This window comes from Roseibium sp. RP-7, from assembly GCF_053005225.1.
In genome coordinates, this window is sequence record NZ_JBRKQA010000001.1 from 2685945 (window position 1) to 2698079 (window position 12135).

At 55.7% G+C, this 12135-nt stretch carries 11 protein-coding genes; 5 read left to right on the forward strand and 6 right to left on the reverse strand.

Features of this window, described 5'->3' with window-relative positions; all coding sequences use genetic code 11:
• Positions 1 to 41 precede the first annotated feature (41 nt).
• The 5 genes from ACVDG9_RS12070 to eutB all read right to left on the reverse strand — a co-directional run bounded on the left by ACVDG9_RS12070 (position 42) and on the right by eutB (position 5554).
• Complete coding sequence (locus tag ACVDG9_RS12070; RefSeq protein WP_447238066.1) at positions 42 to 1409, reverse strand: aspartate aminotransferase family protein; 1368 nt, start codon at positions 1407 to 1409, stop codon at positions 42 to 44.
• Positions 1410 to 1441: 32 nt separating this feature from the next.
• The gene (locus tag ACVDG9_RS12075) at positions 1442 to 2938 is read right to left on the reverse strand and encodes an NAD-dependent succinate-semialdehyde dehydrogenase (RefSeq protein ID WP_447238068.1); all 1497 of its coding nucleotides are present in this window, start codon (positions 2936 to 2938) and stop codon (positions 1442 to 1444) included.
• A gap of 90 nt (positions 2939 to 3028) precedes the next feature.
• On the reverse strand, positions 3029 to 3544 hold the full coding sequence (locus ACVDG9_RS12080; protein WP_447238069.1) for an Lrp/AsnC family transcriptional regulator: 516 nt from the start codon (positions 3542 to 3544) through the stop codon (positions 3029 to 3031).
• Between the two features lie 17 nt (positions 3545 to 3561).
• A complete protein-coding gene (locus ACVDG9_RS12085; protein WP_447238070.1) occupies positions 3562 to 4557 on the reverse strand; it encodes a cyclodeaminase in 996 nt (331 codons plus the stop codon).
• Complete coding sequence (gene eutB, locus ACVDG9_RS12090; protein WP_447238071.1) at positions 4547 to 5554, reverse strand: hydroxyectoine utilization dehydratase EutB; 1008 nt, start codon at positions 5552 to 5554, stop codon at positions 4547 to 4549. Before eutB ends, ACVDG9_RS12085 begins: the two co-directional genes overlap by 11 nt.
• Before the next feature lie 175 nt (positions 5555 to 5729).
• Between eutB and doeA the strand changes: the two genes are divergently transcribed.
• The 3 genes from doeA (at position 5730) to ACVDG9_RS12105 (ending at position 8822) form a co-directional block, all read left to right on the forward strand.
• Positions 5730 to 6914 carry an ectoine hydrolase DoeA gene (doeA, locus tag ACVDG9_RS12095; RefSeq protein WP_152506568.1) on the forward strand — a complete coding sequence of 395 codons (1185 nt, stop codon included), beginning with the start codon at positions 5730 to 5732 and terminating at the stop codon, positions 6912 to 6914.
• 7 nt (positions 6915 to 6921) lie between these two features.
• Positions 6922 to 8097: an acetylornithine deacetylase gene (gene argE / locus ACVDG9_RS12100; protein WP_447238072.1), complete on the forward strand. Its 1176-nt coding sequence runs from the start codon at positions 6922 to 6924 to the stop codon at positions 8095 to 8097.
• 110 nt (positions 8098 to 8207) lie between these two features.
• Positions 8208 to 8822, forward strand: a complete 615-nt coding sequence (locus tag ACVDG9_RS12105) for a GntR family transcriptional regulator (RefSeq protein WP_447238304.1) — start codon at positions 8208 to 8210, stop codon at positions 8820 to 8822.
• A gap of 216 nt (positions 8823 to 9038) precedes the next feature.
• On the opposite strand, the gene ACVDG9_RS12110 is transcribed toward ACVDG9_RS12105, so the two are convergent.
• Entirely contained in the window at positions 9039 to 9539 is a 501-nt protein-coding gene (locus ACVDG9_RS12110; RefSeq protein WP_055654213.1) for a hypothetical protein, read from the reverse strand.
• A 281-nt stretch (positions 9540 to 9820) separates the two neighbouring features.
• Between ACVDG9_RS12110 and ACVDG9_RS12115 the strand changes: the two genes are divergently transcribed.
• Both ACVDG9_RS12115 and ACVDG9_RS12120 read left to right on the forward strand, forming a co-directional pair.
• Complete coding sequence (locus ACVDG9_RS12115; RefSeq protein WP_447238073.1) at positions 9821 to 11647, forward strand: BTAD domain-containing putative transcriptional regulator; 1827 nt, start codon at positions 9821 to 9823, stop codon at positions 11645 to 11647.
• 25 nt (positions 11648 to 11672) lie between these two features.
• Positions 11673 to 12095 carry a hypothetical protein gene (locus ACVDG9_RS12120; RefSeq protein ID WP_031268516.1) on the forward strand — a complete coding sequence of 141 codons (423 nt, stop codon included), beginning with the start codon at positions 11673 to 11675 and terminating at the stop codon, positions 12093 to 12095.
• Positions 12096 to 12135 lie beyond the last annotated feature (40 nt).

The window sequence follows — 12135 nt, forward strand, 5'->3', positions numbered from 1 at the left end:
GGGTTGCTCCGACGGGCTTTGTTATTTGGTGGTGCCGCTTCTTAGAAGACGGATTTTACTGCTTTCACGGTTGCATCAACAACCTTGTCGATTTCAGCTTCAGAAATGCACAGGGGAGGGGCGAACCCCAGGATGTCACCCTGCGGCATCGCCCGGCCGATGACGCCTTCCTTCAACAGGGCTGCTGCAACCTGTGGGCCGGTTTTGCTTGCCGGATCGAGATAGGTTCTGCTGGCCTTGTCCGATACAAATTCGATCGCGCAAAGCAGACCGTCGCCGCGGATGTCGCCAACGTTGGCGTGATCTCCGAGCGCATTCGTAAGTGCATTCTTGAAGTAGCTACCTGCGGAACCGGCATTCGCCACCAGGCCGAGACTGTCGATAAGCTTGAGGTTCGCAACGCCGGCTGCGGCACCGATCGGGTGTGCGGAATAGGTCCACCCATGGCCGATCGGCCCAAATTCGTCGGTACCGTCCTCCAGCACCTTCCAGACCTTGTCGGAAACGATGGAGCCGGACAGGGGAGCATATGCCGATGTCAGGCCTTTAGCGATGGTGATGAAATCCGGCTGAATACCGTAGTGGTCTGACCCGAACATCGTGCCGAGACGTCCAAAGCCTGAAACAACTTCATCTGCGATCAGCAGAATGTCGTGTTTCTTGAGCACGGCCTGAATGGCCTCCCAGTACCCGCTTGGGGGCGGTACGATCCCGCCCGTACCAAGGGCCGGCTCGCCAATGAAGGCTGCAATGGTGTCAGCGCCTTCGCGTTCGATCACGGCTTCCAGGTCAGCAACGCAATAGGCAACAAATTCTGCTTCGGACTGGGAAAGGTCTTCCCTGCGGAAATAGTCGGGCGCGACCGTGTGCAGAACCTGTGAAAGCGGCAGGTCGAACTTCTTGTGAAACAACTCGAGGCCCGTCAGAGAACCGGTCATCAGGCCCGAGCCGTGATAGCCGCGCCAGCGCGAGATGATCTTCTTCTTCTCCGGGCGGCCGAGAATGTTGTTGTAGTACCAGACCAGCTTGATGTTGGTTTCGTTCGCATCCGAGCCGCCCAGTCCGAAATAGACCTTGGACATGTGGTCGGGCGCTCGCTCCATCACCATTTGTGCAAGCGTGATGGAGGCTTCGGTGCCGTGGCCGACGTATGCGTGGTAATAGGCCAGTTCACGAGCCTGCTCTGCAATGGCGTCAGCAATTTCGGAACGGCCATAGCCGACGTTGACGCAATAAAGTCCGGCGAATGCGTCCAATAGTTTGGTGCCGTCACGGTCTTCGATATAGACGCCGCTGCCACCGGTGACGATCCGGTTAAGGCTCTCTCCGCGCGCATGTTGGGCAAGATGGGTCGAGGGATGGAAGAAGTTCTCTCTGTCCCAGGCATCCAGTTGGTCGTTCTTGAGCATATTCAAGTCCTTCTAGTGTTGGTTGGGCCAGGTCAGCTCCAGTCCCGGCAGACGTATTTGATTTCGGTGAAGGCCTCCAGTCCGTAGCGGGCACCTTCGCGGCCAAGGCCGGATTGTTTCACGCCTCCAAAGGGGATCGGATAGCCGGTCACTTTTGTGCGATTGACGGCAACCATGCCGTATTGAAGCGCGCGGCTTGCACGGTAGATGCGGCGCGGGTCCTGCGTGTGGAGATAGGCGATAAGGCCGTATTCGGTGTCGTTTGCCCGTGCAATGGCGTCCTCCTCCTTATCGAAGGCTGCCAGGGCTGCCACCGGACCAAATGTTTCTTCACGTAAAATCGATGCATCAGCGGGAACGTCCGCCAGAACGGTCGGTTGAAAAAACAATGGGCCGGCCGTGTGACGGTGGCCACCGGTGAGGAGGCGCGCACCTCGTGCGAGTGCATCTCGAACATGGTCTTCCTGCTTGGCAACCGCCCGCTCATGCATCAGCGGTCCGATGTCAGGATCTTCAAGCCCAGGTCCGACAGACAAGGCTTCAACACGTTTGGTGAAGGCTTCGCAAAACGCCTGGTAGACCGGTCTTTCAACCAGAATGCGATTTGCCGCGAGGCAATCCTGACCGGATGTTTCGAATTTTGCGGCGATTGCCTGATCGACGGCATGGTCAAGATCAGCATCTGCAAACACGAGGAAGGGGGCGTGACCGCCGAGTTCCAGCACAAGTCGTTTTACAGTCTGAGCACCCTGCGAATAAAGAAGCCGTCCGATACCTGTCGACCCGGTGAACGAAACCGCCCTGACGCGCGGGTCTGACATCCACGGCTTCACGATGTCTTCCGCGTTCCCGGGAAGCACGTTGAAAACACCTGCCGGAAGCCCAGCCTGGTCAGCAAGTTCAGCTAGGGCGAGTGCGGAATACGGCGTTTCCTGTGAAGGGTGCACGACAACGGTACAGCCGGCAGCGAGTGCGGCAGCTGCTTTTCGCGTGATCATCGCGCATGGAAAGTTCCACGGAGTGATCAATGCGGCAACGCCAACAGGTTCCCGCCAGACTTCCATCTCTGCGTCAGGCAAGTGGGAAGTGATGCTCTCGATATTCGGCCGTTTGGCCTCTTCGGCGTAAAACGATACGAAGGAGGCTGCATAATCGATCTCGCCGCGGGATTCCGAAAGTGGTTTTCCTTGCTCACGCGTCATCAGACGAGCGAGATCTTCCCGGTTTTCCAAGATCAAGTCGTGCCAGGCCAACAGAAAGGATGCCCTTTCCTGAGGCAGCAAGGTGGACCAACTTGAAAAGGCGTCATTGGCGGCATCGATAGCTTCGGCGGATTGGGCGCTGGAAAGAGATGTCACTTCCCCAAGAAGACTTCCATCCGCCGGATCGGTTACTCGAAACACGGCACCATCACGTGCCGCTGCCCAACGTCCACCGACATAGGCGAAGTGCTTTACCAGGTGACGGTTGTCGATCAGGTGAAAAAGCGAGCTTTCAAGGGATGTCTCGGCAAGGATTCGGGACTGCATGGCGTTGCTCTCCAAAGTGGTGAGCAGAGCCTAGAATGGCACCCGGGAACGAAACGCCTTTTCTTGACAAGCTTGGCAGCTGTTTCGTTCTTATTCGGAGTTTTCAGCAGTCGTTTCTGTTCCAAGCATCCCGGCCAGCAACATATCGAGTGCTGGAGCAGCGCTCTGTTTCACCGGTTTTGTCACCACGTAAGTGAAGTAGCGAACGACGCCAAGGCCGCGGTCCAGCAGGGCATCCATGAACCGCTGATAGCTGTCGATGTCACGCGTGACGGTCTGCATCAGATAATCGAGCCCGCCACCGATCGCCCAGCAGGCAACGACTTCATCGCAATTGCGGATTGCCCGCTCAAAGGCCTGAAAATATTCGGCGCGGTGATGTTCCAGTTCGAGCGTCACGAAAACGGTGACATGAGGCGCGATATTCTTGAGCGAGAAACGCGCGCCATATCCCTCGATGATTCCAGCAGCCTCAAGCCTCTCAAGGCGCTTCCAGCACGGGCTCGGACTAAGATTTATACGCTTTGCGAGATCCGCTTTGGAAATGCGTCCTTCCTCGGAAAGTACCTTCAGGATTTCCAGGTCTCGATTGTCCAGTTTCAGCATCAATGTCTCTTGCCGGTTCAGGATACGAGCATCGTGCCCGCATTTGCCTTCTTGACCTTGCCAAGAGACAGCGTGGCAATGGCCGTATCCTGAACGCCGGTGCCGGTCAAATCGCAGACGGTGATATCAGCATCACAAGTCCTGCCTTGCGACTTGCCTGAAACAATCTCACCGAGTTCGCGTACACGGCTCACATCCTGCAAAGTGCGGTTCGCAAGGGCGGAGCGCAGCTCTCCGAGTTTTTCGCATTGGCTTATCCGATCGCAGACCAGGATATCGGCCTTAGCCAGGATCTCCGGGGCAAGTTCATTCTTGTCCTCCTGATCAGATCCCATTGCAGTGATATGCAAGCCGGGATGCAGACAATCCGCGCCCAGGATAGCCTCCTTCGCAGGGGTCGTGGTGACGACAAGTTGGCTGTCGGCAACCAGTTGCTGCCGATCCTCGGTTGCGACCACGTCTATCCCCAGCGCTGCAGACATATCCTTGGCCAGGGCTCTGGCCTTGTCACGGTCTCGTCCCCAGATCAGTGCCCTTTCTGCAGGCCGTACCTTTGCCGCCGCAATCAGCTGCAACCTGGCCTGAACGCCGGTTCCCAGAATGCCGATCGTTGAAACGACTGCAGGCGCAAGGTGGCGTGCCGCAACCGCTCCGGCTGCAGCCGTGCGGATGTCGGTCAGATAACCATTGTCCAGATAGACAGCCTGAACCAGACCGGTTTGCGCCGAAAAAAGCACCATCAACCCGTTGAGACTTGAAAGCCCGAGAGCAGGGTTGTTGAAAAAGCCGGGAGATACCTTGATCGCGAAACCGTCGAGACCTGGCACGTAGGCGGTTTTCACATCAACTTCCGCATTCACCTCCGGCAGGGCCATGGACAGCACGGGAGGCATCACGACTGTTCCGGTTGCCAGCTTTGCAAATGCTTTTTCAATGCAGTCGATGACTTCAAGATCAAGATGAACAGCCCGGCGCAGATCGGCCTCGTTCACCAACCTGATTTCATGCGCCATAAGGTTTTCCCTCCAACAGATAGTCCCCAAGCATAACGTCCTGACCGGTCATGACCTTTGTGAATTGAACCATGTCGACATTTCGACCCGTAATGATCGTTGCGACCGGACCTTCTGGCGCGGTCAGCTTTCCGGCAAGGATTGCTGCAATGCCAACTACGCAAGCGCCTTCCGCGACATGACTATCCTCGTAATAAAGAGCCTGCATGGCCCGGTAGATTTCGCCTTCAGTTACCAGAATGATTTCGTCCAGAAGATCCCGGCACATTGCGAACGAAAGCCGGTTGTCGAGGCCTATGCCGCCTCCAAGAGAATCCGCGAGGCTTGCCACCTCTGGCACTTCCACTGGCCGGCCGGCGTCGATCGATGTTTTCATCGCCGCGCCTCTGTCCATGGTCAGTCCGACAACACGGACCTGTGGATTGATGGATTTTGCGGCAAGCGCGACACCCGCGGCAAGCCCGCCTCCCGACAGGGGAACCAAAAGGGTGTCGAGGTTTGGAACATCTTCCAGAATCTCAAGCCCGATGGTGCCTTGGCCTGCAATCACGTATGGATCGTCGAACGGTGAGATTTCAAAGACGCCAGTTGCCTGAGCCAGCTTACGGCACTCGGCAAGGGCATCGTCCTGGCTGTTGCCGACGATCCGAGTTTCAGCCCCAAGGGCTCTGATGCCATCCAGCTTGGTCTGCGGAACTAGGGATGACATGCAGATCACGGCCTTCAATCCAAGTTCCCGTGCCGCATAGGCAACACCGCGGCCATGATTTCCGGTCGAACAGCATGTGAGCGTCGTGGTGCCTTCGGGCGCATTGCGGGCCGCATTCGTTGCACCGCGCAACTTGAAGGCGCCTGTTGGCTGCATCGTCTCCATCTTCAGGAAAAATGGCTGTCCGGTTTGTTCTGTCATGAATCGCGAGGGCAGGAGGGGTGTCCTGACCACTCGCCCGGTGATGGCTCTTCGCGCTTCGAAAATATCCGTAAGCGTCAGTTGCATGGACTGTTTCCGGTATCGCTCGTGGTCATCATGAAGATCCTGCAAGGGAGAACATTCTCATTTGTGTACAAATGACCCAAAAAGTGCAAGCGATGATATTCGGATGTGTTTATTTTCTTGATTTCTGAAATGGCTGAGTTCTTATTTGTGTACAAATAAACGACGAGGCCCAATCATGCCAGGTCACGACCTTCCTTTCAGCAGTGCCGAGTATCAACGCCGTCTCGATCTTGTCCGTACCGACATGTCCAAACGGGGAATAGATGTCCTGTTTCTCGAGGACCCTTCCAATATGGCCTGGACCACAGGCTATGACGGATGGTCTTTCTATGTGCATCAGGGGGTCGTTGTCTTTCTGGACGAAGAACCGATCTGGTGGGGACGCAGGCAGGATGCCAATGGTGCCCGTCGAACTGTCTGGATGGACGACGCACGCGTCGCTTCCTACGCCGATCATTTCATTCAGTCGTCTGAACGACACCCCATGCAGGACCTTGCCAGGCTGCTGGAATTGAGGGGATACGCAAACAAGAGGATTGGCGTTGAACTTGAGAACTACTACTTCTCGGCCAAGGCGTTCCTGACGCTGCAGGGTGAGTTGCCGAACGCTGAATTCATCGACGCCACAAGCATGGTCAACTGGTTGAGGGCGGTCAAATCCGACGAAGAACTCGTGTTCATGCGCAAGGCAGCCAGGATTTCCGAGAAAATCATGGACGGCGTCTTGGAGCGTGTTGTGCCGGGTATGCGCAAGGCCGACCTTGTTGCAGAGATCTACGCCGACGCCATCCGAGGATTAGACGACGCCTGGGGGGACTATCCAGCTATCGTGCCGCTGCTTCCCAGTGGTGCGGATGCGTCCGCTCCGCACCTGACGTGGGACGGACGTTTCATGCAGGAAGGGGAGGCGACATTTTTCGAACTCTCCGGCTGTTTCCGCCGCTATCATGCCCCGTTGTGCCGCACCGTTTTCCTTGGCAAACCGGAACAGTACCTGCTTGATGCCGAGAAGGCGTTGGTCGAGGGGCTCGAAGCCGGCCTGGACACCGCAAGGGCCGGCAATACCGCGGGTGACATCGCACGTGCATTGGCGAAGCCTCTTGAGGCTGCGGGGATCGAGCGCGGCGCGCGGGCAGGGTACCCGATCGGCATTTCCTATCCACCTGATTGGGGCGAACGCACGATTTCCATTCGCGAAGAAGACAACACCGTTCTGAAGCCCGGCATGACCTTTCACTTCATGCCGGGGCTTTGGATGGATGGCTGGGGACTGGAAATCACCGAGAGCATCCTCATCAAGGAAAACGGACCTGCAGAATGCCTGTGCAACAGGCCCCGCAGATTGTTCGTGAAGTCCTGAGGTGAATATGCGCTCGGACTTGTTGACCCGGACGATTTCCATACTGGATCGCCTGATCGGTTTTCCGACAGTTTCGGCAGACAGCAATCTTGAATTGATCAGCTTTGCCGCGACCCTGCTTCGTGAAGCTGGTGCTCAAGTGACGGTTTCCAAGGATGCGACCGGCAAGAAAGCCAACCTGTTCGCAACAATTGGCCCAAATGTCTCCGGCGGAATTGTCTTGTCAGGGCACACGGACGTCGTCCCGGCAGATCCCGTAGAATGGACCTGCAACCCGTATCAGATGCGCGAAGAAGGCGGCTTGCTGTACGGGCGAGGCAGTTGCGACATGAAAGGCTATATCGCCGCGGTCCTCGCGAAATCGCAGGACTATGCGCTACTCGACCTGAGACGGCCGCTGCATGTCGCCTTGACTTATGATGAGGAAGTCGGCTGCTTTGGCGCCAGGCATCTGGTTGAGGAACTGAAGCGCAGTGATATTCGTCCTTCCGTAGCGATTATCGGTGAGCCGACGGAAATGCGGGTCATTGAGGGGCATAAGGGGTGTTACGAATATACGACAGCGTTCCATGGCACCGATGGGCATGCCTCCGAACCGGACAAGGGGGTCAACGCTATCCACGTCGCCGCCGCTTTCATTTCCAGGATGATGGAACTGGCCGCCACCATGAAGGACAAGTCAGGTCCTGACAGCGAGCGCTACTCACCGCCATGGACCACACTTCAGGTTGGCCGGATAGACGGCGGCTCTGCACGCAATGTCATTGCTCGGCATTGCGCGGTGGAGTGGGAAATGCGCCCGGTTCGGATGCAGGACGCACTCGAGATAAAGTCTTCCCTGGAAGCCTATTGCGAGGACGTGCTGCTGCCTCAAATGACGTCCGTCTATCCCGACGCTGAGATTGTCACCGAAATTATAGGAGAAGTCGCCGGACTGGCCGTGATGCCGGAAAACGAAGCACGGGATATCGTTACATCGCTCACTGGCGCGAACCTGTGTGATGTCGTTTCATTTGGCACTGAGGCCGGGTTGTTTCAGGCCCTGGGGCTTTCTGTTGTGGTTTGTGGCCCGGGCTCCATCGCACAGGCGCACAAGCCTGATGAATATCTGGCCGTTGAGCAGCTCGATAAATGCCTCGACATGCTCACAGGACTGGAAAGGACCTTGTTACAGGCCTCATGACCGATCAGGACATAACAGCGACGGCCGACGTTGCAGACTTGTTGAACCAGGCCGCAAGCGCTCAGGAACGGTTTCAGATCATGTATTCCGTTTTGAGAGACCGGATATGCATGCTTGTCTATCCGCCTGGAACGCAACTGAGTGAAGAGGCATTGGCATCGGAATTCGGTGTCAGTCGCTCACCATTGCGCAAGGCACTGCAGATACTCGAAGCAGACGGGCTGCTGTTGTCGCAGCAGGGCGTAGGCACATTGGTGACTGAAGTGGATCTGGAAGAACTGGCGCAGGTCTATGAACTCAGGCTTGAACTGAATGAATTGACCGGCAGGTTGGGCTCGCGGTCTCTCGACTCGGAGCTGGAAGCCACATTCAACAGTCTCAAAATTCGGGCGGAGCGATTGAGCACAACGCCGGATCGTGAGGTTTTTGCCCGACTCAATATCGATTTCTTTCAGGCCTTTTTGCAGCTCACACTGAACATGCCGCTGCGCGAAGTTTCTGAAAAGCTGTTCTACAAGACCTGTCGCATCTGGCTGACTTTGATAGATGAGAAGGACCTGCCAACGGAGGTCGCCATCTTCTGCGGCGAAATCGCGGAAATTTCGAATGCTGTTCGACTTGGAGACTTCCAGGCCGCAGCCTTGATTAGGCGAGCACATCTCTCCATGGGGTTCAACCGACTGAAAACCGCAACACGACAAAGCACCGACCGGAAGGCCGGTTAGCCAAGAGCTTCTTGGAGCTTTCGGGGTTGGTTGAACGAATAAGACCGCCCCCGGAAGCGATTGTGGTGGGATACAATCAGTTGCTTCCGGGAGCGGCCCGGGCTTTCAAAGAAGATGAACGAACTTCTTTGAACGGGTAATCCTTTCAATAGCCTCAAACAAAAGTGGCATTTTCACCTCAAATACGCTCGGTGTGCCTAGTTATTCCTAAAAAATTCAGTGTCTCTTTGCCATTTTCGTCAGTTTTCTGACTGTAGAAGTCGTGATCTTGCAATCGGATTCTACGTTTCGCTGAACGTATTTTCCTTTTTCGAGAGAATATTCGAGAAATACACTAAGTTCGTTTGCATGAGCGACAAGCACTCTGTGACCGGAAACCACTGTGTCGGTCACTTCCAGATCCTGACCCCAGGCCCAGCCACCATAAGAAGTGCCACCGTTCGACCTGAGGACGATTTCGAAAAAATTGCCCCCGTCGCTTTCAGGCATTTTGAAAACGAGATCCAGATTGTCTTCGTCGTCTTTCGTCGGCTCTCCCGCACCAAGCCAGACAGAACTGATATTTGCGGAGATCAAATCGCCAAGAGGATAAAATGGGGAACCTTCGTACCAAAGAAATTCCGTAATAACGGACCCTATGTCATTAGCCCTCTCAAATGGTCGTACATTGTCTCCGTACCCTGCATAGGTCCTCCTGAAGGAGATCTTACCAGACATGAATGGTTTCCTTACTATCTGATAATACGTAGTTTTTGCTATTGGCCGCGAAGTGTGATCACTCTTCGTCCCTTCGGCAAAGCTACATTCCCAATAGCGCCGTCACACAGGCGTGACTCCGTCACGGCAGTGCTGTTCTTCTGTGGTGGGAACTGTGTTAGAAAAAATTACCAGGGGGCAACGTGATGAATAAAAGTTGTTCAGCCACTAATATTCGACTACTTGGCGTTCCGTCAGTGTATTACTCGCGGAATACCCCGTTTCCTGCCAAGGGATACGCGTTGCTTGCAGTATTGTTGCTTGTTCCTGGCAACGAGCTTGCGCGTCAAAAGGCGGCTGCCCTGCTTTGGGAGGATGTCGCCCAAACCAGGGCCATGGCAAACCTCAGGCAATTGCTTGTGAGAGTTCAAAGCAAGCAGCCCGAAGCCGGACCGCTCATTGAAACAACCCAGACCAGAATCAGTCTTGGTCCCGGGGCGCAAAGTTCCGACCTGGCCGCTTTTCTCCAGTCCTGCAAGGCAACCGATCTTGAAGGCATGATGGCCGGGATAGAGCAGTTCACCGGCGAACTGCTCGATGGCATGGAGTTCGAAGGTGAACAGCTGAACCTTTGGCTGCTGACCGAGCGCGCGAGCCTGAGGGAGAAACTGTTTAACAGAGCAGCAGCAGCCCTTGAGGAAACGACACGCTTCGGAGCGGATCGTGGTGGCAACATCGGCAAGATCGCTGATCGGCTTCTGGCTTTCGAACCTGACAGCCCCGAATGCTATCGTATAATTTCAAAAGCTTATGGCAGGTGTGGCGATCAGGATGGCGTCGATCGTATCGACCGGTTGATGAATTCAGTTCTCAATCCTGCCTTGCCTCGTGTGCCTGGTAATACAAGCGGCAAGCCTTTAGGAACAGTCTGGGTCGCACCGACGGGGGTCAAACCGGTTGAGGAGCGTCCGGCACCTCCCAAACCACCGGTTCCGCGCGTTGCCTTTTCGTCGCCCCGCCACATCGATCAACATCCGGATGCGCAGCTTGCCGAGGCATTCGTCGAGGATGTCGCGAACAGTTTCTCCAGGTTCAAGACATTTGTCGTGGTCTCGCCGTTCAGTACGATGCGTGACTTTCGCGGCGGCAATTTAAGCAACTGGGAAAAAATTCGGTCCAACTACTCCGTGCAGAGTTTTCTGCTCCCGGGCAGCCAAAAGATTTCCTTTACCGTTATCGATGACGGCACAGGGGAGATCATCTGGTCTGCGGAGTATTCGATGGAGCCGGAGGACCTTCACTATACCTTCCGTCTCCTTGCAAAAACCGTGGCAGCCAATCTCGCCCAGCAGATCGAGCGACAGATGCTCGACTCCGGTCGGTCGATCAATGCCCAGAGCTATCTGCACGTCTTGCGGGGACAGAACCTCATCAAGACCTGTAATTTGAGCATGATCCGCCGTGCCAGAAAGGAATTCCGGCAAGGCCTCACGTACGACAAGGATTTGTCCATCGCCCGCGCTCGCATAGCGCAGACGATGCAACTGGAATGGTTGCTGCTCGGGGGGACGGATCCGCACCTTCTTCACCGCGCCAAGGCGGAAGCGGACGCAGCCATCGAGATCGATTCGACGGCCGGTATCGGCTACTGGATGGCTGCGGTCATCGCGCTTTACCAACGTGATTACACGACCTCGGAAGCCAAGTTTCAGGAAGCCGAGACCTTGAGCCCCAACTCTTCGGATCTGCTCATACAGCACGCAGATGCGCTTGCGCATTTCGGCAAGCCCAAGGACGCCTGGAACCGTTTCAAGCACGCGATCGATCTCAATCCACTTGCACCGGACATCTACTGGTGGGCGGGTGCGAGCATCGCCTTCAAGCTGGCCGACTACGCAGAGGCCGTCCGGCTGTGCAAGCAGATGGATGACGAGGAACCTGCATTGCGAATCCTGACGGCAAGCCTCGCTCTAGACGGGCAAATTGAGAGCGCAAGACAATATGCACGGCGTCTCATGGATGTTTATCCGGGGATGACCGCGCAGGAAATCAGTCGCTTCATGCCAGACAAGAACCCAGAGAACAGCAAGATCTTTCTGGAAGGTCTGAAACTCGCCGGCTTCGACTAGGTAAACCCATTTACAGGAGAAAATTATGCCTAATTCGTCATTTTACGTGATCGGAAAACGTGGTCACGGTGTTGTTTTTTTGCGGATGGATCCGCTGCGCGTATCTCGTGTGTCGCACCAGACAATTCTGGCTTACGAAGCGCAAAACGCCGGTGTCGACGGCTATGCACGCATCGCCGCTGCTGCCCGGGTTCTGTTCGCCGAAAGTGACGGCAATCCGGAAACAAGCCTCAGCCAGGTCGAGTCGGAAGGTATCTACCAGGCAATCAAACAGGGCAGCACGATCTCGGATGTCGATTTTGCATTCCTCACTGATGTCGATGACAGCGATTGGGACCTCAACAGAATGAGCTGGGCACCGATCCAGGATCCGGTTTCCAAGACCGGCTCCGGTTCTGATTCCGGAAATCCCGACACGCTTCAGGATGCCGTGCTTTCTGACGATTGATCCGGAAGGCGCCTGACTGACAAAATCGCACCGCTACAGG